The sequence below is a fragment of the Vibrio sp. CAU 1672 genome (genome assembly GCF_029223195.1).
In the GTDB taxonomy this organism is placed as follows: Bacteria; Pseudomonadota; Gammaproteobacteria; order Enterobacterales; family Vibrionaceae; genus Vibrio.
The window spans coordinates 86,608-111,150 of record NZ_JARHUF010000014.1; the positions used below are offsets into that span (position 1 = coordinate 86,608).

18 protein-coding genes and 1 rRNA gene are annotated in these 24,543 nt (G+C 52.2%); 16 read left to right on the forward strand and 3 right to left on the reverse strand.

Translation table 11 applies throughout. The features are described from left to right. The first annotated feature begins 64 nt into the window (after positions 1–64). From P2G85_RS13835 to P2G85_RS13865, 7 genes are all read left to right on the forward strand, one after another. Positions 65–1,372, forward strand: a complete 1,308-nt coding sequence (locus P2G85_RS13835; protein WP_275864664.1) for an anaerobic C4-dicarboxylate transporter — start codon at positions 65–67, stop codon at positions 1,370–1,372. Positions 1,373–1,522: 150 nt separating this feature from the next. Next, the gene (locus P2G85_RS13840) at positions 1,523–3,334 is read left to right on the forward strand and encodes a protein-disulfide reductase DsbD (protein WP_275864665.1); all 1,812 of its coding nucleotides are present in this window, start codon (positions 1,523–1,525) and stop codon (positions 3,332–3,334) included. Positions 3,335–3,529: 195 nt separating this feature from the next. Next, entirely contained in the window at positions 3,530–4,165 is a 636-nt protein-coding gene (locus P2G85_RS13845; protein WP_275864666.1) for a response regulator transcription factor, read from the forward strand. 254 nt (positions 4,166–4,419) lie between these two features. Next, positions 4,420–4,683: a DUF4212 domain-containing protein gene (locus P2G85_RS13850; protein ID WP_275864667.1), complete on the forward strand. Its 264-nt coding sequence runs from the start codon at positions 4,420–4,422 to the stop codon at positions 4,681–4,683. A gap of 12 nt (positions 4,684–4,695) precedes the next feature. After that, positions 4,696–6,423 carry a sodium:solute symporter family protein gene (locus P2G85_RS13855; protein WP_275864668.1) on the forward strand — a complete coding sequence of 576 codons (1,728 nt, stop codon included), beginning with the start codon at positions 4,696–4,698 and terminating at the stop codon, positions 6,421–6,423. Between the two features lie 110 nt (positions 6,424–6,533). Beyond that, on the forward strand, positions 6,534–7,016 hold the full coding sequence (locus P2G85_RS13860) for a hypothetical protein (RefSeq protein ID WP_275864669.1): 483 nt from the start codon (positions 6,534–6,536) through the stop codon (positions 7,014–7,016). A gap of 326 nt (positions 7,017–7,342) precedes the next feature. Then, entirely contained in the window at positions 7,343–8,728 is a 1,386-nt protein-coding gene (locus P2G85_RS13865) for a class II fumarate hydratase (RefSeq protein WP_275864670.1), read from the forward strand. A gap of 21 nt (positions 8,729–8,749) precedes the next feature. On the opposite strand, the gene P2G85_RS13870 is transcribed toward P2G85_RS13865, so the two are convergent. Together P2G85_RS13870 and P2G85_RS13875 are read right to left on the reverse strand one after the other, a co-directional pair. Then, the gene (locus P2G85_RS13870; protein ID WP_275864671.1) at positions 8,750–12,181 is read right to left on the reverse strand and encodes a PAS-domain containing protein; all 3,432 of its coding nucleotides are present in this window, start codon (positions 12,179–12,181) and stop codon (positions 8,750–8,752) included. Between the two features lie 114 nt (positions 12,182–12,295). Continuing rightward, positions 12,296–13,486: a 3-phenylpropionate MFS transporter gene (locus P2G85_RS13875; RefSeq protein ID WP_275864672.1), complete on the reverse strand. Its 1,191-nt coding sequence runs from the start codon at positions 13,484–13,486 to the stop codon at positions 12,296–12,298. 258 nt (positions 13,487–13,744) lie between these two features. Between P2G85_RS13875 and P2G85_RS13880 the strand changes: the two genes are divergently transcribed. The 9 genes from P2G85_RS13880 (at position 13,745) to fis (ending at position 23,539) form a co-directional block, all read left to right on the forward strand. Next, positions 13,745–15,571 (forward strand): DUF294 nucleotidyltransferase-like domain-containing protein, encoded by a 1,827-nt coding sequence (locus tag P2G85_RS13880; protein ID WP_275864673.1) that lies wholly within the window; start codon positions 13,745–13,747, stop codon positions 15,569–15,571. A gap of 33 nt (positions 15,572–15,604) precedes the next feature. Then, a complete protein-coding gene (locus P2G85_RS13885) occupies positions 15,605–16,237 on the forward strand; it encodes a 3'-5' exonuclease (RefSeq protein WP_275864674.1) in 633 nt (210 codons plus the stop codon). Positions 16,238–16,494: 257 nt separating this feature from the next. Further along, on the forward strand, positions 16,495–18,444 hold the full coding sequence (gene acs, locus P2G85_RS13890) for an acetate--CoA ligase (protein WP_275864675.1): 1,950 nt from the start codon (positions 16,495–16,497) through the stop codon (positions 18,442–18,444). Positions 18,445–18,754: 310 nt separating this feature from the next. Further along, a complete protein-coding gene (gene aroQ / locus P2G85_RS13895; RefSeq protein ID WP_275864676.1) occupies positions 18,755–19,204 on the forward strand; it encodes a type II 3-dehydroquinate dehydratase in 450 nt (149 codons plus the stop codon). 59 nt (positions 19,205–19,263) lie between these two features. Continuing rightward, positions 19,264–19,731 (forward strand): acetyl-CoA carboxylase biotin carboxyl carrier protein, encoded by a 468-nt coding sequence (gene accB, locus P2G85_RS13900; protein WP_275864677.1) that lies wholly within the window; start codon positions 19,264–19,266, stop codon positions 19,729–19,731. Positions 19,732–19,745: 14 nt separating this feature from the next. After that, on the forward strand, positions 19,746–21,089 hold the full coding sequence (accC, locus tag P2G85_RS13905; protein ID WP_275864678.1) for an acetyl-CoA carboxylase biotin carboxylase subunit: 1,344 nt from the start codon (positions 19,746–19,748) through the stop codon (positions 21,087–21,089). Between the two features lie 134 nt (positions 21,090–21,223). Further along, positions 21,224–22,111 carry a 50S ribosomal protein L11 methyltransferase gene (prmA, locus tag P2G85_RS13910; RefSeq protein ID WP_275864679.1) on the forward strand — a complete coding sequence of 296 codons (888 nt, stop codon included), beginning with the start codon at positions 21,224–21,226 and terminating at the stop codon, positions 22,109–22,111. A 139-nt stretch (positions 22,112–22,250) separates the two neighbouring features. Then, positions 22,251–23,219: a tRNA dihydrouridine synthase DusB gene (dusB, locus tag P2G85_RS13915; protein WP_275864680.1), complete on the forward strand. Its 969-nt coding sequence runs from the start codon at positions 22,251–22,253 to the stop codon at positions 23,217–23,219. A 23-nt stretch (positions 23,220–23,242) separates the two neighbouring features. Then, on the forward strand, positions 23,243–23,539 hold the full coding sequence (gene fis / locus P2G85_RS13920) for a DNA-binding transcriptional regulator Fis (RefSeq protein WP_000462885.1): 297 nt from the start codon (positions 23,243–23,245) through the stop codon (positions 23,537–23,539). 849 nt (positions 23,540–24,388) lie between these two features. On the opposite strand, the gene rrf is transcribed toward fis, so the two are convergent. Then, a 5S ribosomal RNA gene (gene rrf / locus P2G85_RS13925) occupies positions 24,389–24,504 on the reverse strand. Between the last annotated feature and the right edge of the window lie 39 nt (positions 24,505–24,543).

Genomic DNA, 24,543 nt, shown 5'->3' on the forward strand with positions numbered 1-24,543 from the left:
TAACCACCCGGCTGAATGTTCAAAAAATCAGAATCAATAAAACGACAAAATAGAGGTATCAATTATGGTAATACTGGAACTCTTTGTGGTTCTGTTCTTCATTTATTTGGGGGCCAGGATCGGAGGTATCGGGATTGGTTTTGCTGGCGGTGCGGGGGTGATAGCACTCTCACTCATCCTTGGCGTCCCCACCAGCCAGGCATTCATCCCGGTCGATGTCATCCTGATCATCATGTCAGTGATCACCGCCATCGCCGCGATGCAGGTGGCGGGCGGCCTTGACTGGATGGTTCAGGTAGCAGAAGATTTTTTACGCAAGCACCCTGAGCGCATCACCTTTTATGCGCCGATCGTTACCTTCCTGATGACCCTGATGGCCGGCACCGGACACACCGCCTTCTCGACTCTGCCAGTGATTGCCGAAGTAGCCAAAGGTCAAGGGGTGCGCCCTTCACGCCCGTTGTCAATTGCGGTGGTCGCTTCACAGATCGCCATCACTGCCTCACCGATTTCCGCCGCCGTGGTGGCCTTTGCCGCCATGCTGGCACCGTTTGGGGTTGATTACCTGACCCTGCTTGCGGTCTGCATCCCGACCACATTTATCGCGTGTATGGTTGGTGCCTTTGTTGCGAACTTTATGGGCAGCGAGCTAAAAGACGATCCGGAATACCAACACCGTATGGAGCATGGTTTGATCAAGCTCTGCGGTACTAATCAACGCAATATTCTACCGACCGCGAAAAAAGCGACCTTTATCTTCCTTGGTGCGATTGCCTTTGTCGTCTGTTATGCGGCCGCAATATCCAGCTCAGTTGGGCTGATTGAGAACCCGGCACTGGGGCGCAATGAAGCAATCATGACGGTCATGCTGGCCGCCGCGGCCACCATTGTGCTGTTAACCAAAATCGATGCGGCGGATATTCCTTCCGCCACCACATTCCGCTCGGGTATGACCGCCTGTGTCTGTGTGCTCGGTGTCGCCTGGCTGGGTTCCACGTTCGTCAACGCCCACGTTGATGACATCAAAGAAATCGCCGGCGCACTACTGGAAGATTACCCATGGATGCTGGCACTGGTACTGTTCTTTGCTTCCATGCTGCTCTATTCCCAAGGCGCCACCACCGTGGCCCTTATGCCGGCAGCGCTGGCAATCGGTGTAGCGCCATTAACCGCGGTCGCCTCGTTTGCGGCGGTCAGCGCGCTGTTCGTACTACCCACCTATCCAACCCTGCTGGCTGCGGTGGAAATGGATGACACCGGTTCGACGCGTATCGGTAAGTACATCTTTAACCACCCGTTCTTCTTACCCGGCGTGGCAACGATTTCATCTGCGGTTGCGCTCGGTTTTGCGTTTGGTGGCCTGCTGATTTAGCCAGCGCTTTTCTAACCCGGGGAGCTTCGGCTCCCTTGTTAGTTAGCCAGATCCGGCCATATCCTCAACAAGCATGAAACTAATTCGCGCCTGACGCGGTCTGATTGAGGTACACTAAGCTGAATCACCACAAGACAAACTCGATACCTTATGCGCGCACTTTTTTCTATTTTCTTGCTTGGCGTTCTCTCTTTTTCTGCGCCATCACTGGCCTTGTTTAATAACAATCAGGCCAATAGTTTCGGTAACAGCCAAGATCGCTTTGTCCCGGTAGATCAGGCGTTCCCTTTCAATTTCTACCAGCAGGGTGACTCACTGGAGCTTGACTGGCAGGTGCGCGACGGTTACTACCTGTATCAGGAGCGGATTTCGATCTCAGCCGAAAACCTGACCCTCGGTCAGGTAGACATTGAGCCCGGCACTCCCTACCGGGATGAGTTTTTTGGCGATGTACACATTTACACCACCCCCCTGTTTGTCAGCGTGCCGCTGCAAAACTGGCAACAAGGGGCTCGGGTGATTGTCCAGTATCAGGGCTGTGCAAAAGCCGGATTTTGCTACCCGCCAGAAACCCGGGTGATCCCTGTCAGCGCCTTTACTGCACCTAAAGCCAGCAACGGCCCGACTGCCGCTGCGGCCACTAACAGTGACGTCGCCGCCTCGCCGTCAAAGCCTTCACTTTCCGGCACCGCGCAACCAGCCGCACCGCTCACCAAGCAAGACTCACTGGCGGCAAACTTAGCTGATAACTGGTGGACACCACTGCTGTTTCTGGCATTGGGTATCGGGTTAGCGTTTACCCCCTGCGTCCTGCCGATGTACCCGATTTTAACCAGCATTGTCCTGGGCAGCGGCAAACTCAATCCCCGCCGGGCATTCGGGCTGGCGTTTGCCTATGTGCAGGGTATGGCGCTCACCTACACCCTGCTGGGGCTGGTGGTGGCTTCCGCTGGCATGCAGTTCCAGGCAGCAATGCAACACCCTTACGTACTAATCGGCCTGAGTGGATTATTTATCGCGCTCGCCTTATCGATGTTTGGGGTTTATACCCTGCAACTGCCAAGCGGCATGCAGACCTGGCTGAATAACATCAGCAATCAACAGCAAGGCGGCAGCAGTGTCAGTGCCTTTACCATGGGGGCAATTTCCGGATTAGTCTGTTCACCATGTACCACCGCACCTCTGTCCGGCGCTTTATTATACGTTGCCCAGAGCGGAGACCTGCTCACCGGCGGGGTGGCGCTGTATGCGCTGGCCCTCGGGATGGGCATCCCATTGATTGGTGTTGCGGTATTCGGTAATAAGCTGCTGCCACAGGCCGGAAGCTGGATGGAACGGGTTAAGACGCTGTTTGGCTTCATTCTGCTTGCCGCACCACTCTTCCTGCTTGAACGCATTTTACCGGATGTATGGGCGACCGGGTTGTGGTCTGCACTCGGCCTTGCCGCTTTCGGCTGGCTCTATCATGTAAAAAATTCGCTTGAGTTTGGCGGCTGGAAGCAAAGTATCGTCGGCATCATTGCCGTTCTGGGTTTACTGGCCTCAGCGCAACCTGCTCTGGACTACTGGTTTGGCGATGGCTCTGCTCAGTCGCAATCTGTAGGCATAAGCTTCACGCGCATTACCAACGTCGCAGAGCTGGAAGCGCAGCTCGCCTTAGCCCGACAAGCGGCTAAGCCGGTCATGCTCGATTTCTATGCCGACTGGTGTGTGGCATGCAAAGAATTTGAGAAATATACCTTCCATGACCCGAGTGTCGCCGCCAAACTCAACGAGTTTGTCTTATTGCAGGCTGACGTGACCAAAAACCAAGTGCAAGATATCGAACTCCTGCAGCGAATGAATGTGCTCGGCCTGCCGACCATTGAGTTCTGGGACGCAGAAGGCAACCACATTTCAAACGCGCGCTTAACCGGATTTATACCCGCCGAGCCTTTCCTGACGCATATCAAGCAGCTCTAACCAGCTTCGATCCCAACGCCGGCGCGCAGCAGCGGCCGGCGTTTGATCGCAGTAACGTCGCGACCTGCCAAGTTTAATATGCAATTTTTCTAATAAAAGTCGATTTGGTTCAGACTTTTAGCGGATGATTATTGTCCACTGAGTGAAAGCTGGACAATAATTCTGTTAACCAAATAGACAAAAGTGCTTAACGTCATGGACTCGACCTACACCATCATCATTGCTGATGATCACCCGCTGTTTCGTAACGCCTTATTCCAATCGATACACATGGCCATCAGCGGAGCCAATCTGCTTGAAGCCGATTCACTCGATGCCCTGCTGGCATTACTGGCAAAGGAAGATGAGCCTGATTTGCTGTTACTGGATCTGAAAATGCCGGGGGCCAACGGAATGTCAGGCCTGATCCAACTGCGTGCCGAATATCCCGACTTACCAATCGTGGTGGTATCCGCGAGTGAAGAGCCAGCGGTGGTCACTCAGGTTAAAAGCCATGGTGCGTTTGGTTTTATTCCCAAATCGAGTGACATGCGTGAGCTGGTTAACGCACTCAATCAAGTACTAAATGGCGACCCATACTATCCTGAGGGATTGATCACCAACAACGCGGCCTGTAACGATCTGGCACAAAAAATTGCCACCCTGACCCCCCAGCAATACAAGGTGCTGGGCATGCTCTCAGACGGTCTGCTCAATAAGCAAATTGCCTATGAGCTCAACGTGTCAGAAGCCACCATCAAAGCGCATATGACAGCGATCTTCCGTAAACTCGGGGTGAAAAACCGTACCCAGGCCGTCATTCTGCTGCAGCAGATGGAACCCGAGCAGTAGCAGCGTCGCCCCTGACAACCTGCTGCCCGGAATGAACGTTTTTTATTTCTGAGCACCACCAGGCGTTAGACTTTAGGCTAATTTAACAACATATTAACATCACACAAACCCCACCCACTTTCGCTAAGCGCCCAATATTCGGGCGTTTTTTATTTTTCAGCGCGCGACTAAAGTTGAAATGAGTTATCGGCACACTCTTGCTATCGTTAAGCTCGAAACACTTTATTAACAAACAACCGCGTAAGGAGACGGCAATGGCGTTTGAAAGTGAAGAAAGAGCCAAAGCCTATTGGGACAAAAATGTAAAACTGATGACCATGCTGATGGTGATTTGGTTTGTAGTGTCTTTTGGCTGTGGGATCTTATTTGTCGACGTACTCAATCAATTTCAGTTGGGCGGCTATAAGCTTGGGTTCTGGTTCGCCCAGCAGGGATCCATTTATTCATTCTTAGGCATTATTTTCTACTACGCGTGGAAAATGCGTCAGATAGACCGCGAATTTAACGTAGACGAGTAAGGAGCACTCGAGATGGATCTTAAAACTATTACATATCTCGTCGTCGGCGCCACCTTTGTCCTGTACATCGGTATCGCTATTTGGGCCCGCGCCGGATCAACCAAAGAGTTCTATGTGGCCGGCGGAGGCGTCAACCCCATTGCCAACGGCATGGCCACAGCGGCTGACTGGATGTCGGCGGCATCGTTCATTTCCATGGCCGGCTTGATTGCCTTTATGGGCTATGGCGGCTCAGTCTTCCTCATGGGCTGGACCGGCGGTTATGTACTGCTGGCACTGTTGCTCGCCCCCTACCTACGTAAATTTGGTAAGTTCACTGTGCCAGAGTTCGTCGGCGAACGTTTCTACTCGAAAGCCGCACGTATCGTTGCAGTAATCTGCCTGATCATCGCGTCGGTCACTTACGTTATCGGTCAGATGAAAGGGGTCGGCGTGGCGTTTGGCCGCTTCCTCGAAGTGGATTACTCAACCGGACTTCTGATTGGTATGTGTATCGTCTTCATGTATGCCGTTATGGGTGGCATGAAGGGTATCACCTACACGCAGATTGCTCAGTATTGCGTCCTCATTCTGGCTTACACTATTCCAGCAATCTTTATCTCTCTGCAGCTAACCGGTCATCCTCTGCCACAAATCGGCTTAGGTAGTACCATTCAAGGCACCGATGTCTATCTGCTCGACCGGCTCGACCAAGTGGTGACCGAACTGGGCTTTAGTGAATACACCACCCAGGTCCGCGGCGATACCCTCAACATGTTCGTCTACACCATGTCACTGATGATTGGTACCGCAGGTCTGCCACACGTGATCATCCGTTTCTTTACCGTACCTAAGGTACGTGACGCACGTACCTCAGCAGGCTGGGCACTGGTCTTCATTGCTATCCTGTACACCACCGCGCCAGCTGTATCAGCGATGGCACGTCTCAACCTGATGGACACGGTCAACCCGGCACCAGGCCAGCACCTTGCTTATGACGAGCGTCCTGACTGGTTCAAAAACTGGGAGAAAACCGGCCTGCTCGGCTTTGATGATAAGAACGGCGACGGCTTGATTGCCTATACCTCAAACCCGGCGACTAACGAACTGAAAGTTGACCGTGACATCATGGTATTGGCCAACCCTGAAATTGCCAAGCTGCCTAACTGGGTCATCGCCCTGGTTGCCGCCGGTGGTCTTGCGGCCGCGCTATCCACCGCCGCGGGTCTGTTGCTGGCGATTTCTTCGGCAATATCGCATGACTTAATCAAAGGCGTCATCAACCCGAATATCTCCGAGAAGAAAGAGTTACTCGCCAGCCGGATTTCCATGGCCGTAGCTATTGCGGTAGCCGGTTACCTCGGCCTCAACCCACCCGGGTTTGCCGCCGGTACCGTAGCCTTGGCTTTTGGCCTCGCGGCTTCGTCCATCTTCCCAGCATTGATGATGGGTATCTTCAGCAAAAACATCAACAAAGAAGGCGCTATCGCCGGGATGATCACCGGTATCAGTATCACCCTGTTCTACGTCTTCCAGCACAAAGGCATCCTGTTCATTGCTGACTGGAAATATCTGGAAAGCTGGGGCAACAACTGGTTCCTGGGCATTGAGCCAAACGCGTTTGGTGCGATTGGTGCGTTGTTTAACTTCACCGTGGCCTTCGCCGTCTCTAAAGTGACCGCGGAAACCCCACAAGAAGTGAAGGATCTGGTGGAACACGTACGTGTCCCTGCTGGCGCAGGCGGTGCCGTTGACCACTAAGCTGTAAGGCAAAACCATAAAAGCCCCAACTGGAACTACCCGCTCGGGGCTTTTTTATTGCTTATTTTTCAGTTACCGTTATTGCAGACTGTTGTTGCAAGGAAGCCAAGATGTTTAAAAACAAGCACTTTCTCATCGCCCTGTTAATCGCTCCTATTCTTTCTTTGATCGCCTATTTCGGTACCGACCTGGCGCTAAGCGAAAAGCCTCATGCGGCTAAAGAAGGCGCAAGCTACAAGCTGGTAAGTAAATCCAATTGCCGTTATACCAGCGGTTTGTGTGATATGGAAAACGGCGATTTCAAAGTTAAGTTTCGTTCAGAAAAACTGACCCAGGATAGTCTGGAGCTGTCACTCCACGCCGCTTACCCGCTGGAAGGGGTCAAGATCTCCGTGGTTGATAGTCAGGAACAGAATGCCCAGCCGATTGATATGACGCGTGATGATCAGGCAGGTCAGAACTGGTACGTCACCTTACCCAAGCCCACATCAGCAGAGAGCTGGCTCAGAGTCGCGATTCAGGCGGACGGTACGCTCTACTACGGAGACACACAAACCGCCTTCGTCAAATACGAAACCTTGTTTAGCGAATAGATCCCCTATGGCTGGCCAGTGGTTATCCATTGGCCTTTTGATAACCGCCACAGCCGGTCAGTCAGAGACCGAACTGCACGCTCAATTATTCACCCCATCCACCTTACCAACAACTGCCACACGACCTCTATAGCACTCTCGCCTTTCTAATGAGAGAGTAATTCAAAGCCTCCCGAAAGCTTACTTTTCCGCCGCGATGCCACCGAAACGGCACCACCTGGCCAAAACAAAGCTATGCTCAGTAAGAAACCACGCAGTGAAATGAATCTCATGACAGCGATTACATCTGCTCTAAACTACACTTGATGAAACGAAAGGATCCCACCATGACAGCGGAAATCCGGATCGAAACCGACAGCATGGGCGAAGTCCAAGTCCCGGCTGATGCTTTATATCAGGCACAAACACAACGCGCGCTGAACAACTTTTCCATCAGTCAACACACCATGCCAGCGGCGTTTATTCAGGCGCTGGGCTACATTAAGCAAACCGCCGCCCTGACAAATATGCAGCTCGGTGTACTCGATGATGAGGTTGCTTCCGCCATCGCCGACGCTGCTCAGGCAATCATAGATGGCCAGTTTCTGGATCAGTTTCCTATCGATGTATTCCAAACCGGCTCTGGCACCAGTTCCAATATGAACGTCAATGAAGTGATTGCCACCCTGGCATCACGCCAGCTTGGTGAGACGATTCAGCCCAATGATCACGTCAACATGGGCCAGAGCAGTAATGATGTTATTCCCAGCGCCATCCAGATCAGCGCTGCCATTTCAATTGAACATCAGTTACTGCCGGCACTGATCTACCTCGCCGAAGTCTTGGAACGCAAGGGACAGGAGTTGCACTACGTGATCAAAACCGGGCGCACCCATTTGATGGATGCGATGCCGATTTCATTGGAGCAGGAGCTGGGAGGCTGGCAATACCAGATTGAACATGCCCAGCAAGCGATCGAAAAGACCCTACCAGCGGTTAAAGCACTGGCCCAGGGCGGAACTGCCGTAGGTACCGGGATCAACGTTGATCCCCGTTTTGCCCCGCTGTTTGCCGAAAACCTGACGTTAGCTACTCAGGTGCATTTCACCACCAGCGAGAACTTCTTTTTTAACCTCAGCTGCCAGGATGCGATCGTGGCGCTGTCAGGACAACTAAAAACTGCCGCCGTCGCGATCCTTAAGATCGCCAATGATTTGCGCTGGATGAACTCCGGTCCATTAGCCGGGCTGGGGGAGATTGAACTACAAGGCCTGCAACCGGGCTCCTCGATCATGCCCGGCAAGGTTAACCCGGTGATCCCGGAAGCTGCCGCAATGGCCGCGGCGCAGGTGATCGGCAATGATACGACCATTACCGTCGCGGGCCAGTCAGGCAACTTCCAGCTCAACGTCATGTTGCCGGTGATTGCCTATAACCTGCTGGAAAGCATTGAATTACTGACAAACTCTGCCATCGCGCTGGCTGATAAGGCGGTAGCGCCGTTCCGGATCCGCAAAGACAACCTGGCACAGGCGCTGGCGAAAAACCCGATTTTGGTCACTGCCCTGAACCCGGTGATTGGCTATCTGAAAGCGGCGGAAATTGCCAAAATCGCCTATCAGCAGGGACGGCCGATTATTGATGTCGCAGAGGAAGAAACCGAACTGGATCGGGCCACGCTGGAAGAACTGCTCGACCCAAGCCGGTTAACCCAGGGCGGTATCGCCAAATAACCTGGCACCGCATCATCCTGCTTAAGCCACCCGGTTAAGTATCGCACGCAACTTGAGTGGCTTAACCGGCTTGGCGATAAACTTAAAGCCGTTGGCCTTGATGCCATCCATCATATCTGCGGTGCGATCCGCACTGATGATGACCCCTTCAAAGCGGTTTCCCAGGCGCAACCGGCACTGCTGGAGTACCTCCAGGCCGGTCCGGCCATGATCGAGGCGGTAATCAGACAAAATCACATCCGGTACCCAGTCTTCTTCTATCGCTTTCAGGCTCTCAACAATGTCGGTTGCCAGGCGGATCTCACACCCCCAGCGCGAGAGTAGGTTTTCCATACCGACCAAGATGTCAGGTTCATTATCCACACACAGCACCCGCAGGTGACTCAGATCAGATTGCGGTCCGCTTGGTATTAGCACTGGCGCCACATGCACCTGCTCCGCTTTTTCCAGGGTAATCGAGAAGACACTGCCCCTGCCCACCCAGGAACGCATCGAAATCTCATGCCCCAATACCTGGGCAATGCCTTTGGAGATCGCCAGCCCCAGACCGAGCCCCTGGTCGGATCGCACCTGGGTACCCCGGCTGAACTCTTCAAAGATTTCCTGCTGTTTTTCCTCTTCAATTCCCATGCCGTTATCCCAGACGTCGATCCGGACTTGCCCTTGCACCCGGCGCGCCCCGAGCACCACCTTACCTTGCGGGCAATAACGAAACGCATTGGTTAAAAAGTTTTGTATCACCCGGCGCAGCAACTTAGGGTCAGATTTGACCTTCAATGACGACGGGATCATGCAGAACTCTATCTGCTGCTGCTTGGCCAGCGCACTAAACTCGGCGCTCAGGTTGGCCAGTACATCATTCACGGCAAAGCCATGCACATTGACATCCAGTTTGCCTGATTCCAGGCGTGAAATATCCAGCAAGTCGCCAATCAGGTCTTCTGCTGCGCCGAGCGCACTTTCGATATGGGCCGATAGTTGCTGGATTTCAGCATCTTTCGCCACCTCCGATAATGATGAGGCAAACAGGCGCGCGGCATTCAGCGGCTGCATTAAATCATGGCTTACTGCAGCGAGGAAACGGGACTTGGACTGCGACTCATGCTCAGAACGCTGGGTGGCATTCACCAACTGCTTATTGAGTTTTTCCAGTTCACGGGTACGCAGATGCACACGCTCTTCCAAGGTTTCATTGGCCTCTTTCAACGCTTGCTCCGCATCGCGGAACACCGTAATGTCAGTAAAACTCATCACAAACCCACCGCCCGGCATTGGGTTACCCTGTACTTCGATCACCCGCCCGTCGGGACGAACCCGCGACGAGGTATGCCGCGTGCCTTGCTCCAGGTGATAAACCCGCCGGCGCACGTGGTCTTCCGGGTCGCCGGGGCCGCACAGCCCCTGCTCGGCATTGTGGCGGATCACATCGGCAATCGGGCGCCCGACCTGGATCAGGCCGGGCGGAAACTCAAACAGCTCCAGGTAACGCTGGTTCCAGGCCACCAGCCGCAGCTGTTTATCCACTACCGCAATTCCCTGGCCGATGTGTTCTATCGCCCCCTGTAACAGGCCGCGGCTAAAGTCATACAGCTCTGAGGCTTCATCCACAATGGTGGCCACCTCCTCCAGTTGCATATTTCTGCCCTGCAATGCCGAAGTGAGCACTAACTTAGCTGAAGAGGCGCCAAATACCCCAGCCAGTACCCGTTCGGTGTGGCGGATCAGAGTGGCCGGCGCCTGCTGGTTAGGCATGAGCTCTTCGCGTTGCTGGCTCCAGTAGTTCTTAAACGCTGAACGCACCCGCTTGCGTCCGACAAAGCGTGACGCGAGCATCTCCAGTTCACCCACCGTCACCCGGCTCTGGTACAAGCTGATGTTTTCACTTTCCGGTAACGGCGCCCCGACAAACGATGCCGATTGTAAGCGCTCACTCAGGCTTGGGCGCGTCAGCAGTGAAACCAGAAAATAACAGCCGGTATTAGCCGCCACGCTCAGGATCATCCCCCAGTCAGAACTGTTCACCTCCCACTCTCCCAACAGTGCCGGCGGGGTGATCAGCCAGATAAGCAAGTTGTTACCAGCATCTCCGGCCAGCATATCGGTCTGGCTCATCAGGGTGATCAGCCATAACGCAAAACCCACGGCCAGGCCGACATACACTCCTTTGCGATTCCCCTGTCGCCAGTACATGCCCCCAATCAAAGCCGGGGCAAACTGGGTGATCGCAGCAAAAGAGAGAAAGCCAATCACCGAGAGTGAGTGGATACTATCCAATGCCTGATAAAAGCCCCAGGCACCGATGAGCAGGAGCAGGATCAGCGCGCGGCGAATACGCAGCAGCAGTTGCGAAAAGTGTTGATGATTACGCTGCGAGAGGCGCATCCGGCGCAGCAACAGCGGCATCACCAAATCGTTAGACACCATGATGGCCAGTGCTATGGTCGAGACAATCACCATGCCGCTGGCAGCGGAGGTGCCACCGACAAATGCCAGCAACGCGATATCACTGGCACCGACCGCCATCGGCACACTGATCACAAAGGTGTCGGCCGGACTGCTGCCGAGCAGGCTCTGCCCGACCCAGGCAATCGGCAACACAAACAACCCCATCAGCATCAGGTATAGCGGAAACAGCCAGCGTGCCGTATGCAAATCCTGCGGACGTTCATTTTCGACCACCATGGTATGAAACTGACGCGGCAAACAAACGATCGCCAGCATGGTTAACACCGTGTGGATAAACAGGGAAAAATAATTGGGGGATTGATAGCTTTGTGCGGCGGTTTGCCAAAGCACAATATCATCGGAGCGAATGGCCAACCAAACGATAAAGATCCCCACCACTAAGAACGCCACCAGTTTGACGATCGATTCAAAAGCGATCGCCATCATCATCCCGCGGTGATGCTCGGTATTATCAATATGGCGGGTACCGAACAACATGGTGAACATCGCCAGCGCCCCGACCACGAACCAGGAAACCCGATCTTGCTGATAGCCAAAATCGGTGGCGAGATTCGGCGCGATAATTTCCAGGCCCATGGTGATACCGCGCAACTGTAAGGCAATATAGGGCAAAATCCCGACCACGGCGATCATGGTCACCACCACCGCCAGCCCTTGCGACTTGCCGTAGCGTGCTGCGATAAAATCAGCGATGGAAGTAATATGCTCACGCTTGGCGATCAGGATCAAACGCCCCAGCAGCCGCCAGCCCAGGGTAAACACCAGAATCGGTGCGATATAGATAGGCAAAAATGACCAGGGATTGCTGCTGGCCTGGCCTACCGTGCCGTAAAACGTCCAGGAGGTACAGTACACGGCAATCGACAAACTGTAGATCCACGGCCGCCAGCGTGCCAGCCAGCTTTTCTGCTGGTCGCCATACCAGGCAATTAAAAACAATGCCCCCAGATACGCCAGGGAAACGGGTACCACCAGCCATCCTTGCATTCGATATCCTTCATCTTGGTCAATAAAAAAACCTCTCCGCTATGGGAGAGGTTTCATTTAACTATGTAATCTCCAAAGAGACAAAGGTTAGTTGTTAACCTTGCTCACAGAAGCTCAATTCAATGCTTCCGCCTCTTGGCTGGCCAGATCAACCACATTACATTGCGACTCCTGCGGCTCAAGTTTAATGAACAAGGCCAGCAAACCCATGACGGCCATGGCCCAAAACACGTTAGCGCCCCAATGTTCGTAACCCCAACCACTGATCACGGTCATCATCGCAATAAATGCTCCCAGCGGTATTGCATTATACAGCGCCTGCAACGCCACCATCTTATTCTCCGCCGAGTTCTGGATGTACTGGATCGCCGCGATGTGTGCCATCGCAAACGTCACGCCATGCAACATCTGCACGATAACCAGCGCGACAATCGAGGTGGTCGTTGCGGTCATCCCCCAACGAGCCATCACCCCACAGGCCGCCACCACAAACATCATTCGTAATGACCAGCCAGAAAACAAACGCTTACTTAAAGCAAACACCGCCACTTCAGCTGCTACCCCGAGGCTCCACAGGTAACCAATCACATTTTCTGAATGGCCGGCGGCTTTCCAGTGAATGGCGCTGAAGCCATAGTAAGCGGCGTGACTGCCCTGAATTAACGCCACCAGCAGCAAAAACTTCACCACCGCGCGCTCAGTGAGCAGTGCAGACAATTTTGGCCGCTCGCTATGCTGCTCGCCGCGCGTAACCGGCATCGGGTTGGTATTGCGCATCGCCAGCAACAGAGAAGCCAACACCCCAACCATGGCGGTGTAGAGGATCATGTCTGAGCCATATTCGGCGACCATAAAGCCAACCACGGTAGAACCGGCAATAAAGGCGATCGAGCCCCATAAGCGGGTCCGGCCGTAATCAAGCATCTTCAAGCGCGCATAATAATTGGCCATCGCATCAGACAATGGTACCACCGGGCCACAGCAGAGGTTAAACAACACGGTAGCCAGCGCCATCAGCCAGAAACTGCCGCCGGTAAAAAAGTGAAAACCAACAAAAATCAAGGCGGCAAAACTGAGCCAACGCAGCGCGGGCATTAAATACTCGACTCGGTGCAGCCGTGGCGTAATCACCAGATTGGCAACACAGCGTGTTGCCAGCCCCAAACCAACCAGCAGACCGATGTCTGTCGCAGAGACCCCCTGCTCTTCAAACCACAATGACCAAAAAGGCAGATACACGCCATAAGCAAAAAAGAATCCGAGAAAGTACTGGGAAATCCAGCCATACGGAGAGGGTTTCAACATCACTGACATCCTAATAAGGGGATAAAAGACCATCGCACCAGATAAACATTTGGGCTGGTGAATTATGGATCGCATTGCGTAATAGAAAAAGGGAAGAATCGTCAACTGAGCGTTTCCTCAATGTCACAGGCAGGCGTTGGCGGAATAGACTGGCCTCTGGGCACTCTATTCACACAGCCTTAGACCAAAGTCGTCTGGTGACCTGCCCGTTTTTTGTCAGACTTAACAGACCAGCACTGTGTAACCCTGAGCCCTGCTATGCCTGATAAATTTAACATGCAATCACCGCCGTTTGATCGACTGAGCGAAGCACAGCAAACCCGGCTGCGCTCGTCGCTGGATGTGGCCTATTACCGCACCCGGGATGTGATCCTGTCTGCCGGGCAGGGTAATGCTCATTTACACATCCTGATCAAGGGAGCAGTGGAAGAGCGTTCAGTGGACGAGCAGGAGGTGTTCGCCCATTATGCCAATGACGACATGTTTGACGTCCGTTCGCTGTTTGAGGAGAGCGTAAAACACCACTATGTCGCACTGGAAGACACCCTGTCTTATCTGCTGCCCAAAGAAGTGTTTTTGCAGCTCTACAACGAAAACGGCCAGTTTGCCGCCTATTTTGACAATAACTTAGCTAAACGCCAGGCGCTGATCGAGGCTGCACAGCAGCAACAGAATCTGGCGGAGTTCATTCTGACCAAAGTCGACCGCTCCATCTACCATCCACCGATGATCCTGCCGCCAGAGATGGCGATCAATGAGGTCACGCGAACCCTCAAAGAAAACGGCATTGATGCCGCGCTGGTGCGCCTGCATGATGACGACCCACGTGTGCTGGCTCAGCCGGCTGCCCATCCTTACGCCATCGTCACTCGCACCAACATGCTGCATTCGGTAATGATTGACAACCATCCGCTCGATGCCCCGGTGGGCGACATCGCCACCTTCCCGGTCTGTCATGTCGACGATGGTGACTTTCTGTTTAACGCTATGATCACCATGACCCGCAACCGGATGAAACGGCTGATGGTGTGCGACGGTAACCAGGCGGTGGGCATGCTGGACATGACCCAAATCCTCAGCGCCTTCTCCACCCACTCCCATGTCCTGACCTTAACCATTGCCCGGGCGACCAGCGTTGAAGAGCTGGCGCTGGCCTCCAACAAACAACGCCAGCTGGTAGAAAGCTTATTGAAAAACGGCATTCGTACCCGCTTCATTATGGAGCTGATTTCCGCCGTCAATGAACAGATCATTGAGAAAGCGTTTGAACTGGTAGTGCCGCCGGCACTGCATGACCACTGCTGCCTGATCGTACTCGGATCCGAAGGACGCGGTGAGCAAATTCTCAAAACCGATCAGGACAACGCCCTGATCATTCAAGATGGGCTGGAGTGGCACCACTGCAGCAGCGTCATGCAGTCACTGAGCCACACCCTGCAGCAGCTTGGCTATCCACTCTGTCCAGGCAATGTCATGGTCAACAACCCCAAATGGGTCAAAAGCCAACAAGAATGGATAAACACCCTGTCTGGCTGGATTGAAAAAGCCCAACCGGATCAGGTGATGGATCTCGCTATTTTCAGTGATGCCCACGCCGTAGCCGGTAACCGGCAACTGCTCGAGCCGGTAGCCAATCACCTGCGTGACACGATGAAAGAGCGCATGTTGGTGTTATCGGAGTTCACCCGCCCGGCGCTACAGTTTTCGGTACCATTGACCCTGTTTGGCAACGTCAAAAGTGCCAAAGATGGTCTGGACATCAAGCGGGGGGGAATTTTCCCGGTAGTCCATGGCATCCGGACTCTGGCGCTCGAGTACGCTATTGAGGAGAAAAACACCTTCGAACGGATTGAGGCGCTGCGCAATAAGCGCATCCTTGAAGCAGAAACCGCCGACAACCTGGCCGAAGCCCTCAAGTTGTTTTTTAAAATTCGCTTAACCCAGCAGCTCGACACGCAAGGGGCGGTCAATACGATAAATATCAAAAAACTCGACCGCACTGAGCGTGATTTGCTCCGCCACAGCCTGCATGTGGTAAAAAAATTCAAACAGTTTCTTGGTTTCCACTACCAGATCCGCGATTGAGGCTGACTTGAGCGCTAAGTAAGGAGTACAGGTTTGAACTGGCTAACACGCAAATATTGGTACTACCGGTTAAAAGAGTCACCATACCGTCCCCTGTTTGCTGGCGTCGACCACAGCGAATATGTCTCGCTCGATTGCGAAACCACCAGCCTGGATCCCAACTGTGCCGAGTTGGTCACCATTGCGGCAACCAAAATCATCGGCAACCGCATCCTGACCAGTAAGCCGTTTGAAGTGCGCCTGCGCGCACCTCAGTCGCTCGACTCCGGCTCAGTCAAGATTCATAAAATCCGCCACCAAGATCTCGCCGATGGTATCAGCGAGTGTGAAGCGCTGGTCAAACTGCTGGCCTTTATTGGTAACCGGCCACTGGTCGGTTACCACATCCGCTATGACAAAAAGATCTTGAATCTCGCCTGCCGGCGTCATTTAGGCTTCCCGCTGCCTAACCCTTTGATTGAAGTCAGTCAGATCTATCATGATAAACTCGAGCAACATTTGCCCAACGCTTACTTCGACTTAAGTCTGGATGCTATCTGCAAACATCTTGAACTGCCGATACAAGATAAACACGATGCCCTGCAAGATGCCATTTCCGCGGCTTTAGTCTTCGTCCGCCTGACCAAAGGGGACTTACCCTCGCTATCGGTACCTTATACGCAATAACCTGGTTAGCCCGCTCGAAAGCTGAAGAATTTCACGTTATATCAATCACCTCCACGCCACTTTCCACCTATCATCCTAAAGTCTAATTGTAGAAAACCGTCCAGTGGTTGACAGTTATAGGCACAAGTTTGAAGTCACTAAGCATAGTGGCACGGCAACAGCCCGATTACGAACCACAGACCTGTTAGAACCCACAACGTCAGTTGACTAGCTTGACAGGTCCAAGGCCGAAAAATAAAGGCACAAGGAGAGAAGCCATGAGCGAAGCCCACGTTTATCCGGTAAAAGAAAATATTAAAGCGCAAACGCACGCGGATAATGATACTTACCTAGCCATGTACCAGCAGTCGGTAACGGATCCTGAGGGCTTCTGGGGCGAGCACGGAAAGATCGTTGACTGGATCAAACCGTTCAGCACGGTAAAAAGTACCTCATTCGATACCGGCCACGTTGACATCCGCTGGTTCGAAGACGGCACACTGAATGTGTCAGCCAACTGTATCGACCGTCATCTTGCTGAGCACGGGGATGATGTGGCGATCATTTGGGAAGGAGACGATCCGGCCGACGATAAAAGCCTTACCTTTAACCAACTGCACCAGGAAGTGTGCCGCTTTTCTAACGCCCTCAAAGAGCAAGGCGTGCACAAAGGCGATGTCGTCTGTCTGTATATGCCAATGGTACCTGAAGCCGCCATCGCTATGCTGGCCTGTACCCGCATCGGCGCCGTGCATACGGTCGTGTTTGGTGGTTTCTCACCCGAGGCCCTGTCAGGGCGCATCATTGATTCCGACGCCAAAGTGGTCATCACCGCCGATGAAGGTGTCCGTGGTGGGCGTGCTGTGCCACTGAAAAAGAACGTCGATGAAGCCCTGACCAATCCCGAAGTAAAAACCATTGAGAAAGTCATGGTGCTAAAACGCACCGGTGGCGCGATTGACTGGCACGATCACCGTGATGTGTGGTGGCACGAAGCCACTGCCAAAGTCTCTGATCACTGCCCGCCAGAAGAAATGAAAGCCGAAGACCCGCTGTTCATCCTCTACACCTCAGGGTCGACGGGTAAGCCTAAAGGTGTGCTGCACACCACGGGGGGCTACCTGGTCTATGCCACGATGACCTTCAAATATATCTTCGATTACCAGCCAGGCGAAACCTTCTGGTGTACCGCAGACGTTGGCTGGATTACCGGTCATACCTACCTGATTTATGGCCCGCTATCAAACGGAGCTAAAACCATTCTGTTTGAAGGGGTACCTAATTACCCCAATACCAGCCGGATGAGTGAAGTGGTCGACAAACATCAGGTCAATATTCTCTACACCGCCCCGACAGCCATTCGCGCCCTGATGGCTAAAGGCGACGAAGCCGTTGAGGGCACCACACGTGACAGCCTGCGCATCATGGGATCAGTGGGAGAGCCAATCAATCCCGAAGCGTGGGAGTGGTACTACAAGACTATTGGTAACGAAAAATCGCCGATTGTTGACACCTGGTGGCAGACCGAAACCGGTGGGATCCTGATCAGCCCGCTACCTGGAGCGACCGAACTCAAGCCAGGCTCGGCAACCCGCCCTTTCTTTGGCGTGCAGCCAGCCCTGGTTGATAACATGGGTAATATTGTGGAAGGTGCCACCGAGGGTAACCTGGTCATTCTCGACTCCTGGCCGGGCCAGATGCGTACCGTGTATGGTGATCATGACCGCTTTGAACAGACCTACTTCTCGACTTTTAAAGGCATGTACTTTACCGGTGACGGTGCACGCCGTGATGAAGACGGTTACTACTGGATCACCGGCCGGGTAGATGACGTACTGAACGTATCGGGCCACCGCATGGGAACGGCAGAGATCGAATCCGCCCTGGTGGCACATGGAAAAATCGCCGAGGCGGCTATCGTCGGTATCCCGCATGACATCAAAGGCCAGGCGATCTACGCTTACATCACCCTTAACGATGGCGAGTTCCCTTCCGCGGAATTGCACAAAGAAGTCAAAGACTGGGTGCGTAAAGAGATTGGGCCAATCGCAACACCAGATGTACTGCACTGGACAGATTCACTGCCAAAAACCCGTTCCGGTAAAATCATGCGCCGTATCCTGCGGAAAATTGCTACCGGCGACACCAGTAACCTGGGCGATACCTCGACCCTGGCCGATCCGAGTGTGGTTGATAAACTGATTGCTGAAAAAGCTGAACTGCTCTAATTCATTTCGATTTAATCCACCTGCATGAAAGGCCGCCATAGATATTGGTGGCCTTTTGCTTTCAGCGTCAACAAACTCCTGTTGCTATACTGGGCATTATAAAAAAGGATTGTTTTTGTTAACTCGGTTACATAATCACAATAGCGAGATGGGTGATTAGACCAGTAAATTGCTGCTAATTGCGCTGAATTAGCTATAATCTTGGTCGATCTTAAAAAAGAAGCCCGATTTTGACAAAAAAATCGTGCTGAAATATCGGATATTTGGGAATATAAACATTCCACTCACGATAAAGGAAGATGGCCACATAATGTCTGCAAAATCACGAATTCTAGTTCTAAACGGCCCAAACCTTAACCTATTGGGTCTGCGCGAGCCTGCACATTACGGCTCACTCACACTAGCACAAATCGTTAAGACATTGACAGATCAGGCGCACAAGTCAGGCATTGAGCTTGAACACCTGCAATCCAATCGTGAGTATGAACTGATTGAGGCCATCCACGCTGCATACGGCCAGGTGGACTTCATTATTATTAATCCGGCTGCGTTTACTCACACCAGTGTTGCCCTGCGTGATGCGCTGCTGGGTGTCGCAATCCCATTTATCGAAGTGCACCTGTCTAACGTGCACGCTCGTGAACCGTTTCGCCACCACTCTTATCTGTCTGATAAAGCAGAGGGGGTGATTTGTGGCCTCGGTGCACAAGGTTATGAATTCGCTCTGTCTGCTGCTATTAATAAATTGCAGGCAAAGTAACCCAACACTCTGCAACCCACACGGGTTGTCTTACTCACAAGATAAAAGAGAAAGAAAAGATGGATATTCGTAAAATCAAGAAGCTAATCGAATTAGTTGAAGAATCTGGTATTGCTGAGCTAGAAATCTCTGAAGGTGAAGAATCGGTACGCATCAGTCGCAACAGTCCAGCAACAGCAGCTGCTCCAGTTCATTACGCAGCAGCACCCGCTCCAGTTGCAGCGCCAGCTCCGGCGGCAGCGGCAGCGGCGGAAGCTCCAGTTGCAGAATCGGCACCAGCCGCAGCGCCAACCGGCCACCAAGTTCTTTCTCCAATGGTTGGTACTTTCTACCGCTCTCCTAGCCCAGACGCTAAATCATTTATCGAAGTTGGCCAGAGTGTTAACGCTGGCGATACCCTATGTATTGTTGAAGCGATGAAAATGATGAACCAAATCGAAGCGGACAAATCTGGTGTTGTAACCGCAATCCTGGTTGAAGACGGCCAACCAGTGGAATTCGACCAACCACTTGTTGTCATCGAGTAAGCGGGGCTCGCCTTATGCTAGATAAAGTAGTCATCGCGAACCGAGGTGAGATTGCACTTCGTATTCTTCGCGCCTGTAAAGAATTGGGCATTAAGACCGTAGCAGTACATTCCACTGCAGACCGCGATCTTAAGCACGTACTGTTAGCAGATGAAACCGTCTGTATTGGTCCAGCCCGTGGTATCGACAGCTACCTGAATATCCCACGCATCATCTCAGCAGCAGAAGTGACGGGGGCTGTCGCGATTCACCCGGGTTACGGCTTCCTGTCTGAGAACGCTGATTTTGCAGAACAAGTAGAGCGAAGTGGCTTTATCTTTGTCGGCCCGAAAGCCGAAACCATCCGCATGATGGGTGATAAAGTCTCTGCGATCACGTCAATGAAGAAAGCTGGCGTGCCATGCGTGCCAGGTTCAGACGGCCCACTGGACGACGATGAAAACAAGAACAAAGCCCATGCAAAACGCATCGGCTACCCTGTGATCATCAAAGCATCAGGTGGCGGCGGTGGCCGCGGTATGCGTGTTGTTCGCGCAGAGAAAGACCTGATCGAAGCGATCGCCATGACTCGTGCGGAAGCCAAAGCCGCATTCAACAACGACATGGTTTACATGGAAAAATTCCTGGAAAACCCACGTCACGTAGAAGTACAGGTTATTGCTGATGGCCAGGGTGGTGCGATTCACTTGGGTGAGCGTGACTGTTCGATGCAGCGCCGTCATCAAAAGGTTGTTGAAGAAGCACCAGCTCCGGGCATCACTGAAGAAATGCGTAAGTACATCGGTGAGCGTTGTACTCGTGCCTGTATCGAAATCGGTTACCGCGGTGCAGGTACGTTCGAATTCCTATACGAGAACGGTGAGTTCTACTTCATCGAAATGAACACTCGTATTCAGGTTGAGCACCCAGTAACAGAAATGGTTACCGGTGTTGACCTAATCAAAGAACAGCTACGCGTAGCAGCAGGTCAGCCACTGTCATTCACTCAAGATGACATCAAGATCCGCGGCCATGCGATTGAGTGTCGTATCAACGCAGAAGACCCAGAGCGCTTCCTGCCATCGCCGGGTAAAATCGAACGTTTCCACTCGCCTGGCGGGATGGGGGTTCGTTGGGAATCACATATTTACTCTGGCTACACCGTACCACCGCATTATGACTCCATGATCGGTAAACTGATCACTTATGGTGAGAACCGTGATGTTGCCATTGCGCGAATGAAGAATGCGCTGGGTGAGATGATCATCGAAGGTATTAAGACCAACGTTTCGCTGCAGGAATCCATCATGAATGATGAGAACTTCCAGCACGGTGGCGCTAACATTCACTACCTCGAGAAGAAACTCGGCCTACAGTAAGCCAGCCCGAGTTTACCTCATGACAAATGCCCACAGCTGTGGGCATTTTTGTTTTGTACAGATTCTATACTCAAACAAATCGCAGAGTTCTGGTAAACTCTGCGCCACTTCATTTACCTTAAGAGCAAAAACACATGCCTTGGATTCAAATCAAACTCAATGCGACCAATGAAAACGCCGAGCAAATCGGCGACATGCTAATGGAAGAGACTGGCGCGCTGTCTGTAACGTTCCTAGACGCGCAGGATACACCGGTATTCGAACCTCTGCCTGGCGAAACGCGTTTATGGGGTGATACGGATATTCTGGCACTGTACGATGCCGAAGCCGATACAGACTTCATCACCAACCAAATCCAAGCAAGCAACATGCTGGCAGACGATTTTGCTTACAAAGTAGAACAGCTGGAAGACAAAGACTGGGAACGCGAGTGGATGGAAAACTTCCACCCAATGAAGTTTGGTGAGCGCTTATGGATCTGCCCAAGCTGGCGTGAAGTACCCGAGCCTGACGCGGTGAATGTCATGCTTGATCCTGGCCTGGCATTCGGTACCGGCACGCACCCAACAACCGCACTGTGCCTGGAGTGGCTGGAAAGCTTAGACCTATCCGGCAAGACGGTGATCGACTTTGGCTGTGGTTCCGGCATTCTGGCGATCGCCGCGATCAAACTCGGCGCTGCAAAAGTCATCGGGATCGACATTGATCCTCAAGCACTACAAGCCTCTCGCGATAACGCCGAGCGCAACGGCGTGGCAGATAAGCTTGAAGTGTACCTACCTCAAAACCAACCAGAAGGCCTGGTTGCCGACGTGGTGGTGGCAAATATTCTGGCTGGTCCATTGCGCGAGCTGGCACCGATCATCAAAGGACTGGTGAAGCCAAATGGTGAGTTGGCGATGTCCGGGGTGTTGGACACCCAGGCTGAGGATGTGGCCAACTATTATCGTGACGAACTTCACATTGAGCCCATCGTTGAGCAAAGCGAATGGTGTCGCATCTCTGGTCGTAAGCAAGGCTAGATAAGGTTTTCAGGGCTAATCGTTTGAATTTCATACAAATTAGTAAAACAATTTGTAAATGCTCAAATATTAGTCTTTTCACGCAGTGAAAAAATGCGTAAAATGCGCGCCCTTGCTGGTACAGAACTGTGATGACGTTTTGAAAATCGGAAATTATCAACTTAAGAACAATCTAATCGTAGCCCCGATGGCTGGTGTAACGGATAGACCGTTTCGCGAGTTGTGTCTTCGTTATGGTGCGGGAATGGCCGTCAGTGAAATGATGTCCGCGAACCCGAAGCTATGGAAAACGTCGAAGTCGAAACAGCGCATGGTACATGAAGGCGAATCGGGCATTCGCTCTGTACAGATTGCCGGTTCCGATCCACAGCTTATGGCGGATGCAGCTCAATTCAGTGTTGAGAACGGTGCACAAATCATCGACATCAACATGGGCTGCCCAGCAAAGAAAGTGAATAAGAAGCTGGCGGGCTCTGCACTGCTTCAATACCCGGACATCATCAAAGAGATTTTGACTGCGGTAGTGGACGCGGTGAACGTTCCTGTGACGTTAAAGACCCGGACTGGCTGGGATACAGAAAATAAAAACTGTGTCCAAATCGCTAAATTAGCCGAAGACTGCGGCATTCAGGCTCTTGCTCTGCACGGCAGAACAAAAGCGTGTATGTACAAAGGTGAGGCCGAATATGACAGCATTAAAGCGGTAAAACAGGCCATATCCATTCCGGTTATCGCAAACGGTGATATCGATAGCCCGGAGAAGGCCAAGTTTGTTCTGGAGTACACCGGCGCAGACGCTTTGATGATTGGACGCCCTGCCCAGGGCCGTCCCTGGATTTTTCAGGAAATCCACCACTATTTGGAAAACGGCACCACTATGCCTGAGCTTCCTGTTGAGGAAGTGAAAGACATACTGCTTGGTCATGTGAATGCGCTGCATGATTTTTATGGAGAGTATTTAGGTCCGCGTATCGCGCGTAAGCACGTTGGCTGGTACCTGAAAGAACATGAACAAGCGAGTGAGTTTCGCCGTACCTTCAACGCTATCGACGCAGCCGAGCTGCAACTTGATGCGTTAGAGGGTTATTTTGATAACGTTGCATCATAATTAAGAGAAGAGCTAGACCGAATATGTTCGAACAAAATCTGACTTCAGAAGCATTAACAGTAACTACAGTAACGTCACAAGATCAAATCACTCAGAAGCCTTTACGTGACTCTGTTAAAGCGTCTCTTAAAAACTACCTTGCTCAGCTAAACGGCCAGGAAGTAACAGAACTATACGAATTAGTTCTAGCTGAAGTTGAACAGCCACTACTAGATACCATCATGCAGTACACTCGCGGTAACCAAACTCGCGCAGCAACTATGATGGGCATCAACCGCGGTACTCTTCGCAAGAAACTTAAAAAATACGGCATGAACTAAGTTAGGCTCATTACGTATCTTTTTGAAGAGGCTTAGTCAGCGATGGCTAAGCCTTTTTTCTATTTTGTCTCCCTATTTACCTACCAAAGTGCCCGATAAGTGGTAGGAAGTTATCATTGTGGCCTATTCCCCCTGAAGGGGCTGCTGGCTGATATAATCAATACCACAACGTTGACGTAGCCGACCGACTCAAAAGACGCTTACAGCCTCTCTCAGGCTGCACAATGCAATGACTGGTATCTTGAACCGGATTTCCTTTGACGGGCAGAGAAAGAGCGCTTCACGAGCATGGTTATCGCTCCCTTCTTTAGCGCACACAATGATCGGTATTGATCCATTGCCAATGATCAGATGATCCATTGGCAGGTAACAGAGTGATCAACATGCGATCCGGCTAAATCGTTTTGTAGACAGGCTTAGTTAAGAATTGATCGCCGACAGAGCGGTCCAGGGCTCAGAACGCACCAGCCGTAACCGTATTATCCTTCCCATTCACCAACCGTAATTGTGCTTACAGGCTCGCATATAAGCCCCAGCGGCCGTCTTGTTACCCCCGCCCACACACAGAGCCCAACGTAAACACATGGTTCACTCACAACAGAGAAGAATCGCTCAAAATAAGACGTAGTTTGATCCAGATGACCACTCCCCACCACGTAGATAGCGACGCTGCCATCAAAGGTTTTAACCAGCAAGTGCGAGCAGGAGTTGGTATATCAGTATAAGGGACATCACTCAGCCAGGCTGAGACATTTAAGTGGAGAATTATCAGATAGCACACGATGACTAATTACCGTGCGCCAAACGCAAAAAAGCCCACTCTTTCGAGTGGGCTTCTTCAAATTTAAAGCCTGGCGATGTCCTACTCTCACATGGGGAAACCCCACACTACCATCGGCGCTAATTCGTTTCACTTCTGAGTTCGGCATGGAATCAGGTGGGTCCAAATCGCTATGGTCGCCAAGCAAATTCTTTAATTCGGAAAGCTGTTTTTGTGTTCTCTA